The organism is Microvirga pakistanensis (genome assembly GCF_004458765.1).
GTDB lineage: Bacteria > Pseudomonadota > Alphaproteobacteria > Rhizobiales > Beijerinckiaceae > Microvirga > Microvirga pakistanensis.
Genome location: NZ_SPJX01000185.1, coordinates 86831 through 106171, shown reverse-complemented (window position 1 = coordinate 106171; position 19341 = coordinate 86831). Strand labels below are relative to the sequence as shown.

Annotated in this window: 15 protein-coding genes and 2 tRNA genes; 4 read left to right on the top strand and 13 right to left on the bottom strand. The window is 64.7% G+C overall.

Translation table 11 applies throughout. The features are described from left to right. Positions 1-19: 19 nt before the first annotated feature. The gene (clpS, locus tag E4K09_RS10505; RefSeq protein WP_134496698.1) at positions 20-412 is read right to left on the bottom strand and encodes an ATP-dependent Clp protease adapter ClpS; all 393 of its coding nucleotides are present in this window, start codon (positions 410-412) and stop codon (positions 20-22) included. A gap of 275 nt (positions 413-687) precedes the next feature. Next, a complete protein-coding gene (locus E4K09_RS10500) occupies positions 688-1023 on the bottom strand; it encodes a phasin family protein (protein ID WP_134496697.1) in 336 nt (111 codons plus the stop codon). 251 nt (positions 1024-1274) lie between these two features. Here E4K09_RS10500 and E4K09_RS10495 point away from each other — a divergent pair, with 251 nt between their 5' ends. Further along, positions 1275-2813 carry an SPOR domain-containing protein gene (locus E4K09_RS10495; protein WP_134496696.1) on the top strand — a complete coding sequence of 513 codons (1539 nt, stop codon included), beginning with the start codon at positions 1275-1277 and terminating at the stop codon, positions 2811-2813. 92 nt (positions 2814-2905) lie between these two features. Here the strand turns inward: E4K09_RS10495 and E4K09_RS10490 are convergent, their stop codons facing one another. The 5 genes from E4K09_RS10490 to E4K09_RS10470 form a co-directional block, all read right to left on the bottom strand. Then, the gene (locus E4K09_RS10490) at positions 2906-3616 is read right to left on the bottom strand and encodes a J domain-containing protein (protein ID WP_134496695.1); all 711 of its coding nucleotides are present in this window, start codon (positions 3614-3616) and stop codon (positions 2906-2908) included. A 137-nt stretch (positions 3617-3753) separates the two neighbouring features. After that, a complete protein-coding gene (locus E4K09_RS10485) occupies positions 3754-4110 on the bottom strand; it encodes a hypothetical protein (RefSeq protein ID WP_134496694.1) in 357 nt (118 codons plus the stop codon). Positions 4111-4195: 85 nt separating this feature from the next. Beyond that, positions 4196-4447, bottom strand: a complete 252-nt coding sequence (locus tag E4K09_RS10480; protein ID WP_134496693.1) for a hypothetical protein — start codon at positions 4445-4447, stop codon at positions 4196-4198. 24 nt (positions 4448-4471) lie between these two features. After that, positions 4472-4909 (bottom strand): DUF1489 family protein, encoded by a 438-nt coding sequence (locus tag E4K09_RS10475; protein WP_134496692.1) that lies wholly within the window; start codon positions 4907-4909, stop codon positions 4472-4474. 55 nt (positions 4910-4964) lie between these two features. Then, the gene (locus tag E4K09_RS10470) at positions 4965-6944 is read right to left on the bottom strand and encodes an acetyl/propionyl/methylcrotonyl-CoA carboxylase subunit alpha (protein ID WP_134496691.1); all 1980 of its coding nucleotides are present in this window, start codon (positions 6942-6944) and stop codon (positions 4965-4967) included. Between the two features lie 259 nt (positions 6945-7203). Here E4K09_RS10470 and E4K09_RS10465 point away from each other — a divergent pair, with 259 nt between their 5' ends. Further along, positions 7204-8550 (top strand): Nramp family divalent metal transporter, encoded by a 1347-nt coding sequence (locus tag E4K09_RS10465; RefSeq protein WP_134496690.1) that lies wholly within the window; start codon positions 7204-7206, stop codon positions 8548-8550. Positions 8551-8612: 62 nt separating this feature from the next. After that, a complete protein-coding gene (locus E4K09_RS10460; RefSeq protein ID WP_134496689.1) occupies positions 8613-9050 on the top strand; it encodes an acetyltransferase in 438 nt (145 codons plus the stop codon). A gap of 43 nt (positions 9051-9093) precedes the next feature. Here E4K09_RS10460 and E4K09_RS10455 read toward each other — a convergent pair whose 3' ends face one another. The 5 genes from E4K09_RS10455 to E4K09_RS10435 form a co-directional block, all read right to left on the bottom strand. Continuing rightward, positions 9094-11802, bottom strand: coding sequence for a valine--tRNA ligase (locus tag E4K09_RS10455; protein WP_134496688.1), 2709 nt, complete (start codon positions 11800-11802; stop codon positions 9094-9096). Positions 11803-12139: 337 nt separating this feature from the next. Continuing rightward, positions 12140-12664, bottom strand: a complete 525-nt coding sequence (locus E4K09_RS10450) for a PopZ family protein (protein WP_166802261.1) — start codon at positions 12662-12664, stop codon at positions 12140-12142. A 156-nt stretch (positions 12665-12820) separates the two neighbouring features. Beyond that, positions 12821-14146 (bottom strand): TolC family outer membrane protein, encoded by a 1326-nt coding sequence (locus E4K09_RS10445; RefSeq protein WP_134496818.1) that lies wholly within the window; start codon positions 14144-14146, stop codon positions 12821-12823. Between the two features lie 241 nt (positions 14147-14387). Continuing rightward, positions 14388-15050 (bottom strand): protein-L-isoaspartate O-methyltransferase family protein, encoded by a 663-nt coding sequence (locus tag E4K09_RS10440; protein WP_134496816.1) that lies wholly within the window; start codon positions 15048-15050, stop codon positions 14388-14390. Positions 15051-15074: 24 nt separating this feature from the next. Further along, positions 15075-15148, bottom strand: a tRNA-Cys gene (locus E4K09_RS10435). 197 nt (positions 15149-15345) lie between these two features. Here E4K09_RS10435 and E4K09_RS10430 point away from each other — a divergent pair. Beyond that, positions 15346-15420: transfer RNA gene (locus tag E4K09_RS10430), tRNA-Asn, on the top strand. Between the two features lie 155 nt (positions 15421-15575). Here E4K09_RS10430 and E4K09_RS10425 read toward each other — a convergent pair. Then, complete coding sequence (locus E4K09_RS10425; RefSeq protein WP_134496686.1) at positions 15576-19223, bottom strand: PAS domain S-box protein; 3648 nt, start codon at positions 19221-19223, stop codon at positions 15576-15578. Positions 19224-19341 lie beyond the last annotated feature (118 nt).

Sequence of the window (19341 nt, the reverse complement as noted above, 5' to 3'; positions counted from 1 at the left end):
TTTATGAGACGGGTCTCGGCTAATTCTTTTCCATCACGCATTGCAGAGGGTGCTGGTGCTTGCGGGCGAAATCCATCACCTGGGTCACCTTGGTCTCCGCAACCTCGTAGGTAAAAACTCCACACTCCCCGACGCCGTTCTGGTGAACGTGAAGCATGATCCGGGTCGCATCCTCTCGGTTCTTATTGAAGAAACGCTCCAGCACGTGCACCACGAACTCCATCGGGGTGTAATCATCGTTCAGAAGAAGAACGCGGTAAAGGTTCGGCCGTTTCGTGCGCGGCTTGGGTTTTGTGACGATGGCGGTATTCGAGCGGCCATCATCGTCACCGCCAGGGGGCTGTGACCCGCCGGCGGCGGAATGTTGGAACCGCCTCGTCCGGATCAGAGAGTCCTGAGCTAACCGCAGCATGATATTTCGACCGACCCCTTGTTATTGGCCCCTGCCCCGCAGCTTGCCTTTCCGCCCGGCCGCAGCGCCTGAGTCAAATGTATAGTCGCTCCATTCGGTTCGCTAGATCAACCAGATGGGTGCTCAAACCAACGTTGGAAAGCGCGACATCTTCTCACTCTATCGTGAAGCGACCAAGGTCGAGCTTTCCCGCGCCCCTGAGCCCCCCGAACGCGAAACGCCCGGTCCTGCGACCGGGCGTTCCCTTCAAAATCGACAAGCCGGTAAGTCCTGGCTTAGGCCTTGATCGCCTTGGACACGACGCCCTCGAAAGGCTTGAAGGTATCCGTCGCGAGCGCGGTATAGAGCGCGCCCATCTTGCCGGACTGGCCGACGAGGCTCTCGTAGGCGCCCTTCACATAGGCGGTCTGCACCTCGATCGCCTTCTCGAGGCTTTGAGCCCCGATCAGCTTCTCGACGGTGTCGGAGCCGTGCTCGAAGGACTTGCGGGCGAAATCGGCGGTTTCCTGGGCAATCGCCTGGGCATTGCTGGAGAAAGCGCTCGCCGCCTTGAGGGCAGCTTCCATATTTTCCTGGCCAAGCTTTTGCAGGTTTGCAAACGGCTGAAGCATTGTTAACCTCGACAGTTAGGCGTGTGATGGCAGCAAGTGCCGTTAAGCGGTGACGGAACCTTATATGTGCACTGCACAAATTTGTCAATATTTATTGTGCATTGCACAATCAACGCCTCTGAAACCATTCCTGTTAACGCCCTCGTAACCGCACCCTCGTACGGTCGGAGGATGTGTTGCGCCGGCAACATTCTCCGTTTGGAGGACCGGTCGCGGAGGCCAAGAACCCAATTCAACAGGGATTTTTCAGCATGACTTCGGTTTGGGTAGGACGCCGAACTGCTTGGACGTTTATTGGTATTGTCACTGCTGCCGTCATCGCCTTCTCCGCTCCCGCCGACGCGGCGCGGCGGAGGGTCGCCTCGGGCGGGGGCTACAATCCTCCTGCCGCGTCCATCGTCGTGGATGCGAAAACCGGCAAGATTCTGCAGGGAGAGAATGTCGATTCGCCTCGCATCCCGGCCTCGATCACCAAGGTGATGAGCCTCTACCTGCTCTTTGAGCAGCTCGAACGCGGGCGCATGAGCCTGAGCACTCCCCTCACCGTGTCGGAATATGCGGCGAGCCAGCCGCCCACGAAGCTGGGCCTGCGCCCCGGCTCGACCATCGAGGTGGAAGACGCGATCAAGGCCATGGTGACGCTCTCGGCCAACGACGTCTCGGTCGTGGTGGCCGAAAACATCGCCGGCTCCGAGGACGCCTTCGCGACCATGATGACGCGCAAGGCCAAGGAGCTCGGCATGACCTCCTCGGAATTCTACAACCCGCACGGGCTGCCGCATTCTCCGCCGAACATCACGACGGCGCGCGATCTCTCGATCCTGGGCCGCGCGATCCAGGACCGCTTCCCGAGATATTTCGCCTATTTCGATACGCGGTCGTTCCAGTTCGGCAAGCGCACCATCCGCGGTCACAACCGGCTCCTGGGCAAGTACAACGGCGTTGACGGCATCAAGACCGGCTATACCCGCCTGTCCGGCTTCAACCTCCTGACATCGGTCAATACGGGGGACCGCAGCCTCGTGGCCGTGGTGCTCGGCGGTCGCTCCGCCTCCTCCCGCGACAAGAAGATGGCGGGCCTCATCGAGAGCTATCTGCCGCGCGCCTATGCCGGCGCTCGCATCGCCCCTCCCGTGGTCGAGCGCGGCGCCCAGACCACCCAGGTCGCGTCGGCGATGCCGGAGGCTCCCGTGGTGCAGGCGGCCCCGGCTCCCGTCCCTGCGCCGGTCCCCGTCCCCGAGCGCAAGCCGCTCGACCTGAACACCCTGCGTCCGGTGGTGGCCTCCGCGGCCGGCGCGGGCACCACCACCCCGTCGTCCACCACGTCCATTCGCTGGCAGAAGGGCTCCGAGCCCCTGCCGCTGAACGCCCAGGCCTATGCCGCGCTTCCGGCGCAGCCTCCGAAGATCTCGGAATCGCAGAAGGCCGCCCTCCAGGCGAAGATCGAAGCCAAGGCACCGGCTCCCGCCCAGGCGGAGGCTAAGGCGGAGCCGACGAAGGTCGCGTCCCTGAGCGCCGATGCCCCCGTGGCCAAGAAGACGGTCAGCGGGTGGGTGATTCAGCTCGGCGCAACCGACGACGAAGGCAGGGCGAAGGACATTCTGGACTCCGCCCGCAGCCGCTTCGGCAAGGTGCTCGGCGCAGCCTCCGCCTATACGGAGAAGGTTGCCGCGAGCGGCGGCACCCTCTATCGCGCCCGCTTCTCCGGCTTCAAGGAATCCGGCGATGCGGAGAAGGCCTGCAAGGCGCTGAAAAAGGGCGGCCTGAGCTGCTTCGCCTCCCGCGGCTGACGAAGTTTTAATCTCTGTCCAGTCTAATCATGGCGACGGTGCGTTGTGTTTGCTCCGTCGCAATTCATCGAAACCGGATCGCGTGTGGAGTATCAGCGATGTCGGCTCATCAGGACCTCTCTCGCCTGATTCACGCGAGCAGCGAGATACGCTGTCCCTCCCTGGTCGGGGTGGAGCTTCTTGATCAGCGTGCGATGCGCATGTCTGATCTCGTCGAGGCTCGCTCCAGGTTGAAGCCCCAGGATCTGATAGGCTTCATCTTTCGTCATTACGCCCGACTGCGCATGAGTGCGCGTCCGCGTGTCTCGATCTCCCTGAGCGTCTTCACGCCAGCCGGAAAACCGGCGATCAAGATAAGCCTCTAGGAGAGGCACGCCTTCGTGATCGAGGGCATTGCACGCATCGTAGAGACGGCGCAGATGATCGGGCCCCAGGCTCGACAGGCGCCGGCCGGCGAATTCGCCCGCGAGCACGCTGCCTTCCACCCCGCCGGTCGCGTGATCGATTTCCATCTCGATCATGGCCGACCGGATCCGCGAATAGCGTCCGGACGCCTTCTGGAACCGGCCGAGCGGCCCGGGAAGCGACAATCCGCCCCAACCCAGCATCGAGGCGCCGAGGCCGCCGACGAGAAGGGCTGTGACAATCTGCCCTTTCGCGCCGAGCGCGACGGCCGCGCCGAGAGCGGTGATTCCTGCGACGATCTTCACGGCTTTGGCGACGGCCGCCGCGTCCGACCGGGCGAAAACTTTGAGCAGCCACCACACCAGGGCGACGGCGGCAATTCCATAAAGCAGCATCATGTGACCATTCCCGCACCAAGATGTGGGATGGGACGAGGCGCTTGTAAATCGTCAATGTCGTATTCACGCGAAAGCCGGCCCCTCGTCCAAGGGGCCGGCTTTCCAATTGTGTCGAAATCCTGTGCGGCGGAACTGGATCAGTGGAGCAGACGCGCCGAGCCCTTTTGGCTTTCCCGCTCCCAGGCCTGGATCACCACGCCGTTGATCCCGGAATCGTGCAGTCGGTCGCTCAAATCGATGAAATGACGTTCAGTGGCCTCCACATCGAACTCGATCTGCTCGTCCTCGACCTGTTCGAGCTCGCAGGCGGCGTAGCGTTCATAAGCGGCCGACATCTCGGCATAGGCGAACGCCACCGGAAGGGTGCGGAAGATCGTGGAGAAATCATCGTCCAGCTCCCCCGTCGTCAGATCCCGCATCTGGACGAGATAACCGTCCTCGTGCTCACAGACTTCATAGCGCCAGTGCCGGCCTTCGGATGCAGACAGGAGCATCGGAACCTCCACTCCACTCAACTGAACTGCAAGGCCAATGCGAATCGAGGCAGCGGGGTTCCAAGATGATCCCCGGCAAAAAAGTCTAACGGCGCCAGCCCGTTTCGACACGCACGCGCCCGCCGATCCGGACCGTCGTGCCGTTCCCCAAATCGACCGTCCCCGGTTCGCCTTTGCGCGTCTCCACATTCTGCTGCTTGGAGCGCACCGCATCCCTGCATGCCGACGGCACCTGAAGCGGCTGACCGGGCTTCGGATCGGGGATGCGGCAATCTTCCGCCAGGGCAGGTCCGGCCAGCACGATGAGAGACGATGCAACGAGCGCGAGACGTTTCATGGTCCCCTCCGGGATTCACATATGTTACAGCAGGCCGAGGTCAGCCAATTCACGTCGCATGTCCTCGGGCATTTTGGCAAGATCGCCCGCTTTGCCGTCGATGTCCCGCGGAGCGTCCTTGAGCGCGAGGTAGCGCCAGCCCTGGAAGGGCCTGTAGGGGCGCGGCTCAACGGCGATCACCTTCGGCTCCAGCACCAGACGGCAGCGGCCGATGCCGTCCGCGTCCGTGAAGGGACGCACATCCAGAAGGCACTGGCGCGCGGCGACCTGCCCCTTGATCACCCAATAGAGCGAACCGCCGTCCAGAAGCTCCTCGACGCGCTTGGGCACCATACGGGTGGTGTGCGTCTGCTCGTAGTCGCGCCCGAGCCGCTGATGGTGCGCACGGTTCTCCTCGATCCATTCCTCGAGATCGGTGATGGACTCGCAGCCCACGCAGAGTTTGATCAGATGAAGAGCCATGTCAGCGTTGAACCATGCCCGGGACGGACCGCACATCCGGCGTTCCGCCGCACCTCTATTCCGCTTCCGCCTTCAGCACAATGAGACGGGCGCCTTCCGCCACCTGCGCGCCGGGCTCGGCGGCGATCTCCGCCACCTCGCCGTCGGAGGGCGCGACCAGCACGTGCTCCATTTTCATCGCCTCGACGACGGCGAGCCGCTGCCCCTTCTCGACCCTGTCGCCCGGCTGCACGAACACGGCCACGAGCTTGCCGTGCATCGGCGCTTTCACCGACCCGCCTTCGTCCATGTGTTCGAGATCGACGTCGAAGGGGTCGTAAGGCTGCACGAGGGTCTGACGACCGTTGCGGAAGACGTAGACGCCGTGAGGCGCATCGATCTCGCGTTCGATCTGCTCCTCTGCCCAGGGGTCGCTCGTCCCCACCGCAACCGTGCTGACACCCCGGTGTTCGGAACTGAACACCTCACGCGCTTCCACACGCTCGCCGTCCACGCGCAACCGCATGCCGACGCTGCGCGTCGCGAGAAGCTGAAAGCCGTCCGGCTGCGACCAGGGCGATGAGGGCTCGTCGCTCCTCAAGGCTTCGGCGAGCCGCAACCGGTCGATCTCGCGCGAGATCAGCGCTGCGGCACCGAACGATGCGGCAATCTCGTCGAGCGGCTGAGGACCGACGCCGAGCGTCTCGAGGTTGCGGTCGATGAAACCCGTGTCGAACCGCCCTGCCCTGAACTCATCCGCTTCGCACAGCTTCTTGAGGAAGGCCGTGTTCGTCTTCGGTCCGGCCACGATCGTCTCGCCCAGCGCGTCCGCGAGCATCGACAGAGCTTCTTCGCGCGTCGTGCCGTGGGCGATCACTTTCGCGATCATCGGATCGTAGTAGGGCGTCACCTCGGCGCCGGCCTCGACGCCGGTATCGATGCGAATGCCTTCACCTTCCGGAAATTCGAGAGCCCAAAGCGTGCCGGTCGACGGCAGGAACTCCTTCTCGGGATCCTCCGCGTAAAGGCGCGCCTCAACCGCGTGTCCATTGATGGCGAGATCGCCTTGAGTGAACGGCAGTGTCTCGCCGGAGGCCGCGCGGAACTGCAGCTCCACGAGATCGAGCCCGGTGATCGCCTCCGTCACCGGATGCTCCACCTGCAGGCGCGTGTTCATTTCCATGAAATAGAAGCGATCGGGACGAAGGCCCTCGCGACCGTCTGCGATGAACTCCACCGTGCCTGCGCCCACATAGCCGACGGCGCGCGCTGCTTCGACGGCCGCCTGGCCCATGGCCTGGCGCATCTCCGGCGTCATGCCCGGCGCCGGCGCTTCCTCGATGACCTTCTGGTGGCGGCGCTGAAGCGAGCAGTCGCGCTCGAAGAGATGCACCACGTTGCCGTGCGCATCGGCGAAGACCTGGATCTCGATGTGACGCGGGGCAAGGATGTACTTTTCCACCAGCACGCGCGGATCGCCGAACGCATTCTGGGCCTCGCGCTGGGCACTCTCCAGGGCCGCATCGAAATCGGCCGCCCTCTCGACCCGCCGCATGCCCTTGCCGCCGCCGCCCGCGACAGCCTTGATGAGGACGGGATAGCCGATCTCGTAGGCCTTCTGGCGCAGGAAATCGGGTTCCTGCCTGGAGCCGTGATAACCGGGCACGACCGGCACGTTCGCCTGCTGCACGAGCGCCTTCGCGGCATCCTTCAGGCCCATGGCCTTGATGGCGGCGGCGGGCGGCCCGACGAACACGATGCCGTTGGCGGTGCAGGCCTCGGCGAATTCGGCGCGCTCGGACAGGAAGCCGTAGCCGGGATGGATCGACGCCGCCTTGGCGTGCTTGGCGACCTCGATGATCCTGTCGATCCGGAGATAGCTCTCGCGGGCGGGCGCCGGGCCGATCGGATAGGCCTCGTCCGCCATCCGCACGAAGAGCGCGTCCGCGTCGGCCTCCGAATAGACCGCGATGGTACGCATTCCCAGCCGTTTCGCGGTGCGGATGATCCGGCAGGCAATCTCGCCGCGGTTGGCGATGAGGACACTCTCGAGCATGGCCATCCCTTCAGGTCCGACGTGGGGTTCGGTTTTGTCAGAGCTAGAGCAAAACCTAGGCCGCTTGTCACGCCCGAACAGTTCCGGCCCGCCCTTGCCGACAGGTGAACCATCCGGAGAACGCCGCCCTCGCCTTGTTCCAGCCCCGGCACCCCTTGGAATCCGCTCAGCATGGCGCGCGCCCTCACCCCTCTTGCCTCATCGAGGAACTCACGCTACGTTTTACTTGCAAATGATTTGCAACTGCAGAAAGTAGGCCATGGATCAGTCGGCACCCGTTTCCCTCGTCCGCAAGGCAGCCTGGCGCCAGGACGTCACCCTGCCCTCCCTTCCAGAGGTGAACCGCTCGATCAGGGTGCGTCCCGGCTCAAAATGGCGGCGCGCGGCGGCGTTCCTGGGGCCAGGCTATCTCGTGGCGGTCGGCTACATGGATCCGGGCAACTGGGCCACCTCGATCGCGGGCGGATCGAAATACGGCTATGCGCTGCTCTCCGTGGCGCTGATCTCGAACATCATGGCGATCATCCTGCAGTCGCTCTGCGCCCGCCTCGCGGTCGCCACGGGCCGCGATCTCGCCCAGGCGTGCCGCGACGCCTATTCGAAACCCGTCGCCTGGGGCTTGTGGGTTTTGGCCGAACTCGCCATTTGCGCCACCGATCTCGCGGAGGTCATCGGCACCGCGATCGGCCTGAACCTCCTGTTCGGCATTCCCCTGGAGATCGGCGTCGTCATCACGGCGCTGGACGTGTTCCTGATCCTGTATCTCCAGAATCTCGGCTTCCGTTGGGTGGAGGCCTTCATCATCACCCTGCTCGGCGTGATCGCCGTCTGCTTCGCCCTTCAGATCGTTATGGCCGATCCCAACTGGGGCGCCGTGATCGCGGGCTTCGCCCCCACGACCGAGATCGTCACCAACCCGGACATGCTCTATCTCGCGCTCGGCATTCTCGGCGCGACGGTGATGCCGCACAATCTCTACCTGCATTCGGGCATCGTGCAGACGCGCGCCTACGGCGAGACGCTGCCCGAGAAGCGCGAGGCCCTGCGTTTCGCGACCCTCGACTCCACCTTCGCGCTGATGTTCGCCCTCACCATCAACGCATCCCTCCTGATCCTCGCGGCGGCGGCCTTCCACCATACGGGCCGCACCGAGATCGCGGAGATCGGCGAAGCGCATACCCTCCTCCATGGGATTCTCGGCACCGCCATCGCCCCCATGCTGTTCGGCCTGTCGCTGCTCTGCTGCGGCCTCAACTCCACGGTCACGGCCACCATGGCCGGTCAGATCGTCATGGAGGGCTTCATCAACTTCAGGATCGCCCCCTGGATGCGCCGCCTCGTCACTCGCGGCATCGCCATCGTGCCGGCCGCCGCCGTCACGATCGCGTATGGCGAGAGCGGCACCGCGAAACTGCTGATCCTCAGCCAGGTGATCTTAAGCCTTCAGTTGCCCTTCGCGATCATTCCGCTTGTCACGATGACCGCCTCGAAGCGGAAGATGGGCGAACTCGTCACGCCCCGCTGGCTCACCGCCATCGCCGCCGTGATCGCCGCTGTGATCGTGGTGCTGAACGTGAAGCTGCTGGTGGATTTCGTGATGGGATGAGACGTCTCTGATACAAGGGGAGGATAGAATTCTACGTCGATTCTCCCCGAGACCCTCGAAGCATGACCAAGATCCGACCCTCAAGATCGTCCGACGTTCCCGCTCTCTTCACCATCTGGCACGACGCCGTTCGGGCGACGCACTCGTTCCTGGGCGAGGCGGATATCGCGTTCTTCGCACAGCAGGTGCGGGACAGTTACCTGCCGTCCGGTTCCTTCTGGGTTGCAGTCGGAGACGATGATGAGCCCCAGGGTTTCCTCGGGATGACGGGCTCCAAGGTCGACGCTCTCTTCATTCACCCCGCTCATCACGGCCAGGGTATCGGTCGGGCCTTGATCGATCATGCAGCCGCACTCGCGGGCGCTCTGACCGTCGACGTGAACGAGCAGAACGAAGGCGCCTGCATCTTCTACAAGAAAATCGGATTCCGGCAGATCGGGCGCTCGGAGTTCGATGATTCCGGACAGCCATTTCCGCTTCTGCACCTCGCTCGCCCATAACGGGCGACACGAAAAGGGCCGCTGAAGAGCGGCCCTCGACGTCTCATGCATCCTTCAGGCGGCCCAGGGCCTCTTCCATCTTGGCCTTGCGCGCGACAGCGTCCTCGCGGCGTTCGCGCTGCTCCTCGACGACCTCTTCGGGCGCACGCTTGATGAAGTCCGCATTCCCGAGCTTCGCGTCGATCTTCCCGATGTCGACGTCGAGCTTCTGGATTTCCTTGGCAAGACGGGCCCGCTCCGCGTCGAGATCGATCACGCCCTCGAGCGGCAGCGCCGCCGCCTCGCCACGGATGAGAAGCTGGATCGAGCTCTTGGGCGCGGCATCCGCGAACGAGATGTCCGAGAGACGCGCGAGGCGCTTGGCGATGTCGCCCCAGCGATCCGCGCGGGCCTTCACGTCCGGGGAGGACGCCACGAGCACGAGCGGGATCTGCGCGCCCGCGGGCACGTTCGTCTCGGACCGGGCCGAGCGGATCTCGTTGACGAGGTCCACCACCCAGCCGATCTCCGCCTCGGCCTGCGGATCGATCAGGTGGTCGAGATTCGACCAGGAGGCCAGCGCCAGGATGGTGTCGCGCTTCGGTCCCTCCTGCCCCTTCACCGCCCAGAGCTCTTCCGTGAGGAAGGGCATGAAGGGATGGAGCAGCTTGCAGATCTCATCGAGAATGAACGCGATGGTCGCGCGCGTCTCGGTCTTGGCCGGGGAATCCGCGCCCTGCAGCACGGGCTTGGCGAGTTCCAGCGTCCAGTCGCAGAAGACGTTCCACACGAACCGATAGGCCGCGAGCGCCGCCTCGTTGAAGCGGTAGGCCTGGATGCCGGCGGCCACCTCGTTGATGGCCTTGGCGCATTCGCTGAGCGCCCATTTGTTGAGCGTCTCCGTCACGGCGGCCGGATCGAAGCCCTCCGCGCGCCTGCACTCGTTCATCTCGGCGAAGCGCGCCGCGTTCCAGATCTTCGTCGCGAAGTTGCGGTAGCCTTCCACCCGCTGCACGGAGAGCTTGATGTCGCGTCCCTGCGCCGCCATGGCGGAGAGCGTCATGCGCAGAGCATCGGCGCCGTATTGCTCGATCACGTCAAGCGGGTCGATGACGTTGCCCTTCGACTTCGACATCTTCGCACCCTTCTCGTCGCGCACGAGAGCGTGGATGTAGACGGTATCGAACGGCACCTCGTCCATGAAGTGCAGGCCCATCATCATCATGCGGGCGACCCAGAAGAAGATGATGTCGAAGCCCGTCACCAGCGTGTTGGTCGGGTAATACCGCCCGAGCTCCGGCGTCTCGTTCGGCCAGCCGAGCGTGGAGAACGGCCAGAGCGCCGAGGAGAACCAGGTGTCGAGCACGTCCTCGTCGCGCTTCAGGGCCACATCCCCGCCGTGCTTAACGCGCGCCTGAGCCTTCGCGTCCTCCTCGGAATGCGCCACGAACACATTGCCCTGATCGTCGTACCAAGCCGGGATCTGATGGCCCCACCAGAGCTGGCGCGAGATGCACCACGGTTCGATGTTCTCGAGCCACTGGAAATAGGTCTTCTCCCAGTTTTCCGGCACGAACTTGGTCTTGCCCTTGCGCACCGCATCGAGCGCGCGGTCCGCCAGCGGCTTCACGTTCACGTACCATTGGTCCGTGAGATAGGGCTCGATCACCGCGTTCGAGCGGTCGCCGTGGGGCACCACGTGCGTGTTCGGCTCGATCTGGACGAGAACCTCGCGCTCCTCCAGCATCGCGACGATGCGCTTGCGCGCCTCGAAGCGGTCGAGACCGTCGAGAGCGAGCACCGCCTTCAGGTCGTCCGTCTGCTGAAGCCCTTCGAGGAAGGCCTCGTTGCCGGACAGCGCCAGTTGCGCCTCCGTGCCGAAGATGTTGATCAGGGGCAGCTTGTGGCGCTTGCCGACCTCGAAATCGTTGAAGTCGTGCGCGGGCGTGATCTTCACCGCGCCGGTGCCCTTCTCCGGGTCCGAGTACTCGTCGGCCACGATCGGGATGCGCCGGCCCACGAGCGGCAGGACGGCGAACTTACCGATGAGATCCTTGTAGCGCTCGTCGTCCGGATGGACGGCGACCGCCACGTCGCCCAGCATCGTTTCGGGACGCGTGGTGGCGACGGTGATGGAGCGACCGGCCTCGCCCTCGACCGCATAGCGGATGTGCCAGAGATGGCCCTTCACCTCGACCTGCATCACCTCGAGGTCCGAGATCGCGGTCTGGAACTTGGGGTCCCAGTTCACGAGGCGCTTGTCCTTGTAGATGAGGCCCTGGTTGTAGAGATCCACGAACACCTTCAGGACGGCCTTCGACAGGCCCTCGTCCATGGTGAAACGCTCGCGCGACCAGTCGCAGGAGGCGCCCAGACGCTTGAGCTGGCGCACGATGGTGCCGCCGGACTCCTCCTTCCACTCCCACACGCGCTTGACGAACTCGTCGCGGCCGAGCTCGCGCCGGTGAATCTGCTTTTCCATGAGCCTGCGCTCGACCACCATCTGGGTGGCGATGCCCGCATGGTCGGTTCCCGGCTGCCAGAGCACGTCGCGTCCGCGCATCCGCTCGAAACGGCAGAGGATGTCCTGGATCGTGTTGTTCAGGGCGTGCCCCATGTGGAGCGAGCCGGTCACGTTCGGCGGCGGGATGACGATGGTGTACGGGTCCGCGCCCTTGCGGTCCGGCCGCCCGGCCTTGAAGGCCTCAGCCTCATCCCAGCGGGTGGCGATGCGTGCTTCGACGGAAGCGGGGTCGAACGTCTTGTCCATCATGATGCGATACCGGCCAGTTGGCGCGCCAAACGCGCAAGCAAGACGGCTACAAACCGGACGGATCGAGGGAAGTCAACCGATGCGCCGAAACGATGGTGATTCTATTTGGCTCCCTTGAGCTTGGCAGAGGCATGCTGTTCCCGGCCTGTCACTCTCGCAGACTGTCATTCCCGGCCGGATCGTGGCGGAGGGGAAGGGAATCCCACGGACACTGGACGCTGAAGAATGGATCCCCTTCCCGGCTGCTCAAGCAGCCGCCGGGGATGACAAAGGCGCTGCACCTAGCCTGAAGATGACACCATCCTGGAACTGGGTCACTGCGGCCGAACTTTCGGACTCAGCCTCGGGTCACGCGCGTGATTTCGGCCTGGACGAGGCGCTCCACGAGGGCGGGCAGGTGGTCGTCGAGCCATGCCTTGAGCATGGGGCGCAGCATCTCCCTCATCAGCTCGTCCACGGTCTGCGACCGGCTCGCGGCGCTCACCGCGCTCAGGCGGTCGAAGGACTCGGAGACGGAGGCTTCCGTCACCCGGGACATCAGAGCCTCCCCCGGGTTCCGCTCGCAGGGCTGCGCGAAGGCTTGGACGGGCTGCGGCTTTGCGGGCGCAGGGGAGCGGACCGGCTGAGACGTGTCGTGGTTCTCCCGCAGGTCGACGGCCAGGCTGTCCTCCTGGAAGCGATCCTCCAGAGCAGCCCTGGGCTCGTCGGGAGTCACCGCCGAGGCCTCGGGATAGAAGCTGGACGAGATGTGGCGTTCGGCGATGTCGAGGACGGTCCTGAGCGGCGACGGCTCAGGCTCGTGGAAACCGGCCTCGGGCTCCTCTGAGATGATACGACGGATGGAAGCCAAAATATCTTCCATCGATGGTTCATTGACCTTCAGGTTCGTCGAACCCATAGCCCCACCCAATATAATCGCGTTATTGGAATCTGATTCTTATGATTAGTCTTAGTATTTTACGCAAACCCAGAGAAAACAAGTGGGGCCAGAACTGATTTGTTCTGGCCCCGGATCTTATTAACGACCGTCCGGCGTCGTTGTGCCGATCCACAGATCTTTGACCTGATCGTAATGAATCTTCGGGCTGTAGTGATTCACCGCAAGGCCCAGGGCGCGGGAGGTGAGGCGTCCCATGGCGCTGACCAGCTGGTAGGACGCAACCACGCGGTCGCGCTGCGCCTGGATCAGGTTCACGCGGGCGGTGAGAAGCTCCTGCTGGGCGTTCAGGACGTCGAGGGTGGTGCGCTGACCGACGCGCGCCTCCTCGCGCACGCCGCTGAGCGCGGTCTCGGCCGCATCGATCTGCGCCTGAGCGGCCTGGATCTGCGCCCGGGCGGCCTCGAGCGCGCCCCAGTTCGTGACCACGGCGGCGCGCACCTGGTCGCGAACCCAGTCGGCCTGGAGCCGGGCCTGGCCAGCCTGCTCCTTGGCCTGACGGGTGGCGGAATAAGCTTGGCCGCCCTCGTAGATCGGCACGGTGAGGGTTGCGACGGCAGAAGCCTGGAGGGCTCCGCCCTGGTTCAGTGGGCTGCTGTCCCACCGCTGCGCGACGGAGCCTCGCACACCAACTTGCGGAGCCAATGCCCCCTGCGCGATTCTCACCTGCAATTCGGCCGCGTCCAACTGATGCAGAGCGGCCTTGATGGCCGGGTGCTCGCCGAAGGCGATCTTGAGAGCCGCATCCACCGAACCGGGGGTCAGCCGGTCGAGGGGCCGGCCGGGGGCCAGTTGCCTGGGCTCCACGCCAACGAATTGCCGGTATTGCGCGATGCTCGCCCGGAGGCTGGCCTCGGCCTGGCTCGCCTGGGAGCGGGCCGCCGCCAAACGGGATTCGGCCTGGGCCACGTCCGTGCGCGTCACTTCACCGACATTGAAGCGGTCGCGGGTCTGGCGCAGCTGCTCGTCGATCACCTCGACGTTGTTGCGCTGCAGATCGAGAATGGCCGTGTCCCGCAGCACGTTCATGTAGGCGGTGGCCGCATTGACCAGGATGTCCTGCTCGGTGGTGTTGAGATCCTCGCGGGCCGCGAAGACGCCGGACTCGGCGCGGCGCACCGAATTGTCCGTCCGGAAGCCATCGAAGATCGTCTGATTGATCTCCACACCGAAGCCGCGGGGCGTGGAATACCCGGTCCCCTCAGAATAGGCGCGACCGATATCGGCAGTGCCCGTAATCGTCGGGCGGTAGCCGGACTTGGCCTGCGCCACGTTTTCGTCGGTCGCGCGAACACCGGCGCGCTGGGCGTTCAGGCTGGGATTGTTGCCATAGGCCTTGGCCAGGGCGCTCTCCAGCGTCTCGGCCGAAGCACCCCCGACCCCCGCGAGAACGAAGACGGAGGTCATAGCCCCAAGGAGGATGCGATACTGATGGCTGTATTGTTTCACGCTCACCTGCCTTAACGACCCCAAACACCAAAAACTCGTGACCGCAACCGATTCACAAGATCAACATCATTCAAAGCGCAACAATAACCATCATGGACGAGTCGGCAACAAGGCGCTTGCCGTCACGGCATTTTAGCGGAGGGGTGGCGCAAAAAAGCGACACCTCTGGCGGATGAGAAAGGATCTATTAAGGAGGGACTTAGAACGTGAATCCGGGCTCTTGCACGAAGGGCGCCAGCACGGGGGCAGCCGCATCGAACAGGACCCGCTCGCCGAAGGCATCGCCCGAGCGCACATAGAGCGTCGCCCGCGCCGCGCGTCCCCGGCCCTTCACGCAAACCAGGCGGCCGCCCTCGGCCAATTGCTGCAGAAGCGCATCCGGACGCAGATCGACGCCGCCATTGATGAGGATAACGTCATAAGGAGCGTTCGTGGCCCACCCCTTGTCGAGGGGGCCCGTCACGACCTGGACCTGTCCAGCACCGGCGGCCGCCAGGCTCTTCTCGGCCTCGGCCGCGAGAGCCTCGTCCGATTCCAGAGCGGTGACCTGGGCACCGAGCTCGGCCAGCACGGCAGCGGCATAGCCACGGCCGGAGGCCACATCCAGCGCCTTCTCGCCGGCATCGACGCCGAGAGCCTGGATCATGCGGCCAAGATTCATCGGGGAGAGCATGTAGCGGCGGCTGGCGCCGTCGCCGACCAGGATATCCTGGTCGATATAGGCAAGCTCCTCACGACCCGGGAGAACGAACTTCTCACGCGGAACGCTGCCCATGACATCGAGCAGCGGAATGTCGTTCACATCGAAAGTGCGCAGCTGGCTGTCAACCATCATCCGGCGCGCTTGCGAGAAATCGACCATGAAGATTGCCTCAGACATTCGATTTGGAGGCCTCGCCCGGAATCGAACCGGGGTGCAAGGATTTGCAGTCCTCTGCGTAACCACTCCGCCACGAGGCCATCCGGGCGTACCGCGAACGCGGCGGGAGCCTCATAGCAAGGGCTCCTCCAAAGAGCAACAGCCCGTTTTGCGAGATCGCCAACGAAAGGGGCTTGCAACGCGCAAAACCCGTGTTATATGCCACGCACCGTCGCCGACGGGACCTGCTCCGGCAGCCCTGGCGAAGAGAGGCACAGCCTCTGAAGGTATGGCTTATTCCGGCGTGGCGCAGCGGTAGCGCAGCGGACTGTTAATCCGTTGGTCGTAGGTTCGAATCCTACCGCCGGAGCCAATCTTCCCTTTTTTCGATCCCTCTCCTCGATCATTGAACAGCCATCGAAACGGGCCTCGTCCAAGCGGGAATGCCCTGTATTCATACGGCGGCGTGAACAGGTCCTTCGAACCTTCGAAGCACCGGAGCGATCACGCCCGCTGGAGCGCGTGGAATCAGGCAGGCTCCGGCGGCGTGCTGCCTCCGGCCGCACGGGTTTGATCCGCATCGCGCCCGCGCATGACGCGGCGGAGCACCCGCGAGACCTCGTCCACCGCATAAGGCTTCTGCAACAGCTCGAAGCCGTGCCGTCCCTCCTCGGCCAGGACATTGCTGTAACCGGAGGTCAGCACCACGGGCAGGGCAGGAAAGCTCTGGCGGATCTCCCGTCCCAGGTCGATCCCGCTCATGCCGGGCATCACCACGTCCGAAAAGACCACGTCGAAGCGCCCCTGGTCCTCCTTGAGCAGCGTGAGAGCCTCACCCGCGTTCGCGGCCCAGGTGGTCTCGTAGCCGAGATCCCGGAGAAGCTGGGTCGAGAACCGGCCGACCTCGAGATTGTCCTCGACCACCAGCACCCGACACCCGCGCCCCTCCTCCCCGGAAGCCGTTTCCCGCCCGCCGTCTGGAGCGTCCGACGCGAGGCCGCGCTCCGTGCGCGGCAGGTAGAGCGTGAACGTCGTGCCCTCGCCGACCCTGCTCTCGACGGCCACGTCGCCGCCGGACTGCTTGGCGAAGCCATAGACCTGGCTCAGGCCCAGGCCGGTGCCCCTGCCGACCTCCTTGGTGGTGAAGAAGGGCTCGAAGATCTGGCCGATCCTGTCGGCCGGGATGCCCGATCCGGTGTCGCTGATCGACACCGCCACGAACTTGCCGGGTCCTCCCGCATGCCCCCGGATGGGGGGCATCTTCGACAGCGCTCCCACACGAACCTTGAGAGTGCCCTCTCCGTCCATGGCGTCACGGGCATTGACCACCATGTTGACGAGGGCCGTTTCGAACTGGGTGACGTCGGTCTCGACGAAGCAACGCTCGCAGGTGATCTCGGTCACGATCCGGATGCGGGCGCCCACGATGGTGCGCAGCATCTCCGTCACCGCGCGGATCCGCTCGGGAACGTCGAACACCTCGGGCTTGAGGGCCTGCCTGCGGGCGAAGGCGAGCAGCTGGCCCGTCAGCTTCGAGGCGCGGTCGACCGTATCCGAGATCGCGTCGATGTACCGGACCCTCCGCTCCTCGGGCAGGTTCGGCCTGCGCAGAAAGTCGATGGAGGAGCGCACGATGGTGAGCAGGTTGTTGAAGTCGTGCGCCACACCGCCGGTGAGCTGACCCACGGCTTCCATTTTCTGCGCCTGCCGCAGGGCTTCCTCGGCGCGGCGGTATTCGGTCACGTCGCGGCCGATGCCGTAGAACTCGCCGTCGCCGGGAACGCCGGTCCACGAGATGGTCCGATAGGTCCCGTCGGCATGGCGCAGGCGATCCTCGAACTCCGCGAGGCGCTCGCCGTTGGCCAGCCTCTCAATGGTGTCGGCCAGGCGTGCACGATCATCCGGGTGGGTGAGTTCGACGATGGACATGCTGAGCAGCGTCTGCTCGTCGTAGCCCAGCACCCGGGTCCACGAGGGGTTGATCGCCCGCCACCGGCCGTCGAAGCCGAACACGCCCATGAGCTCGGACGAGTTCTGCCAGATCCGGTCGCGCTCGGCCGTGCGCGCGGCGATCTCCCGTTCCAGTTCCTCGCGCGAGCGGGCCAGCACCTCACGGGCCTCGACGATCTCCTGAATGTCGGTGCAGGTGCCGAACCAGCGGATGATCCGCCCCTGCTCGTTGCGCACGGGTTGGGCGCGGCCCAGCACCCAGCGATAATGACCCGACCAATGCCGCAGCCGGTACTCGATGTGATACGGCTCTCCCGTCGCCAGGCAATGGAGCCATAGGGACCAGGCCCGCTCCCGATCGTCAGGATGGAAGATCCCGTTCCAGCCTTCGCCGTCCGTTGAGCCTTCCGGCACGCCCGTATAGTCGTACCAGCGCTGGTTGAAGAAATCGTGGTACCCGTCCGGGCGCGTCGACCAGACCATCTGATCGATGGAGTTGGTGATGGCCTGGAAGCGCGCCTCGCTTTCGCGCAGCGCCTCTTCCGCCTGCCGCCGCGATGTGAGATCGATCGTCACGGTCAGCAGATTGCTGGAGCCGCCATTGGTGCCACTCAGGCGAGTGATGCTGCTGTTGGCCCACACCACGGAGCCGTCCTGGCGCAGATAGCGCTTGTCGAGCGAGGCGGGTTCGCCCGTCTCCAACGCCCGCGCCACAGCCGTCAGGCTCGGCAGGATGTCGTCCGGGTGGGTGACGTCCGTGACGCTGCGGCCCAGGACGTCCTCGCGGGGGCGTCCCAGGATGCGGCAGAGCTCGTCGTTCACCTGGAGAAAGCGCCCGCCCGGATCGACCTCGGACAGACCCACCGAGGCCTGCGCGAAGATCGCGGCCAATCGCGCCTCGCTCGCGTTGCGCCGTTCCTCGGCCTCCTTGCGGTCGGTGACGTCGAGGACGAATTCGACCACCTCGTTCCCGACCTTCCGGGGCGCGAACAATCCCCACCAGCGGGAGCCGTCCTTGCGGAAGTATTGCTTCTCGTAGGGGGAGGCCTCTCCCAGCGTGGTCACCTGCTCGACCGCACGCCAGGACTCGGGGTGGAACTCCTCGGGCGTGAGTTCCTGCCACGTCTTGCCGATGGCTTCCGCCCGACTGAAGCCGGTCATGCCCAGGAAGGCATCATTCACCTCCGTCAGCCCGAAGCCTTCGCCCCAGAACAGCACGCCGACGGTCCTGATGGCGAAGGCACCCCGCAGACGCTCCTCGCTGCGGCGCAGGGCCTCCTCGGCGCGCCTGCGCCCGGTGAGGTCGAACATGGAGCCGATCATGCGGATCGCGCGCCCCTGCTCGTCGCGGATCACGAAGCCGCGGTCGAACACGAAGGCTTCGGACCCATCGGCCTTGAGGAAGCGGTACTCGGCAGTCCAGTTCTCCCGCTCGGACGCGACAAGGGCCTCGGTGCTCGACACCACGCTGTCGCGATCGTCCGGATGGATGTGGTCCTTCCACCAGGAGCCTTCCGTCTCGACCTCGGTGTGGCCGAACAGGGTCGTGAGGGCCTCGTTCCAGCGAATCCGGTCGGCGACGAGATCCCAGTCCCAGATCACATCGTTGGTGGCCCTCGCCGCGAGACGATACCGCTCCTCCGTCGCGCGGATCGCCGCCTCGCCCCGTCCCCGCTCCAGGGCGCCCCCGATGATGTTGGCGAAGCCCTGCAGGAAGGCGATATCGGCCTCGGTGAACTGGCTCCCGATCGGGCTGTCGGCCTCCAGGACGCCGTAGCGCTGCGACGCAGTCGAAATGGGGACGTTGATGGCCCGCCGGATGCCGTAATCCACCAGGATCCGCGGCGTGCGGAAGCGATCCTCGCCATCCAGATGATTGGAGATGACGGATTCGCCCGTCTGGAAGGCATAGCCGGTCGGGCTGTCCAGGTCCGCACCGGTCCTCGAACCGAGCACGGCTGGCCCGAACCCGACCGCGGCCCGGACGATGAACCGGTTCTCGTCAGACAGGTATTCCATGGCCTTGGAGAACCGGGTTTGCAGTCCCTCGGCGCAGAGCCGGGTCGCCTCCTGGAGCAGGATCGGGAAATCCCGGATTTCGAGTGCGGTGCGTCCGAACCTCACCAGCACGTCCTGCTGGCGGAGCCGGTAGGCCAGTTCCTCGGCCGAGGTCCCTCCCTGCTCGCAGGAGCGATATGTGGAGACCTTCGGTTGCTCGTGGTTCATGGTTGTTGTTCCGCTTCCGTCACGAATGGGTGTAACGCGCGAGGCCGCGCCAGGTCCCGCGGATCAACGCGCAACGCCGGAGGGCACCGCTACGGGCCGGGAATGACACGCGGCTGCG

Bases quoted from the DNA above. Each gene is read 5' to 3' on its own strand.
- clpS (WP_134496698.1), bottom strand. From the start codon at position 412: ATGCTGCGGTTAGCTCAGGACTCTCTGATCCGGACGAGGCGGTTCCAA.
- E4K09_RS10500 (WP_134496697.1), bottom strand. From the start codon at position 1,023: ATGCTTCAGCCGTTTGCAAACCTGCAAAAGCTTGGCCAGGAAAATATG.
- E4K09_RS10495 (WP_134496696.1), top strand. From the start codon at position 1,275: ATGACTTCGGTTTGGGTAGGACGCCGAACTGCTTGGACGTTTATTGGT.
- E4K09_RS10490 (WP_134496695.1), bottom strand. From the start codon at position 3,616: ATGATGCTGCTTTATGGAATTGCCGCCGTCGCCCTGGTGTGGTGGCTG.
- E4K09_RS10485 (WP_134496694.1), bottom strand. From the start codon at position 4,110: ATGCTCCTGTCTGCATCCGAAGGCCGGCACTGGCGCTATGAAGTCTGT.
- E4K09_RS10480 (WP_134496693.1), bottom strand. From the start codon at position 4,447: ATGAAACGTCTCGCGCTCGTTGCATCGTCTCTCATCGTGCTGGCCGGA.
- E4K09_RS10475 (WP_134496692.1), bottom strand. From the start codon at position 4,909: ATGGCTCTTCATCTGATCAAACTCTGCGTGGGCTGCGAGTCCATCACC.
- E4K09_RS10470 (WP_134496691.1), bottom strand. From the start codon at position 6,944: ATGCTCGAGAGTGTCCTCATCGCCAACCGCGGCGAGATTGCCTGCCGG.
- E4K09_RS10465 (WP_134496690.1), top strand. From the start codon at position 7,204: ATGGATCAGTCGGCACCCGTTTCCCTCGTCCGCAAGGCAGCCTGGCGC.
- E4K09_RS10460 (WP_134496689.1), top strand. From the start codon at position 8,613: ATGACCAAGATCCGACCCTCAAGATCGTCCGACGTTCCCGCTCTCTTC.
- E4K09_RS10455 (WP_134496688.1), bottom strand. From the start codon at position 11,802: ATGATGGACAAGACGTTCGACCCCGCTTCCGTCGAAGCACGCATCGCC.
- E4K09_RS10450 (WP_166802261.1), bottom strand. From the start codon at position 12,664: ATGGAAGATATTTTGGCTTCCATCCGTCGTATCATCTCAGAGGAGCCC.
- E4K09_RS10445 (WP_134496818.1), bottom strand. From the start codon at position 14,146: ATGACCTCCGTCTTCGTTCTCGCGGGGGTCGGGGGTGCTTCGGCCGAG.
- E4K09_RS10440 (WP_134496816.1), bottom strand. From the start codon at position 15,050: ATGGTCGATTTCTCGCAAGCGCGCCGGATGATGGTTGACAGCCAGCTG.
- E4K09_RS10425 (WP_134496686.1), bottom strand. From the start codon at position 19,223: ATGAACCACGAGCAACCGAAGGTCTCCACATATCGCTCCTGCGAGCAG.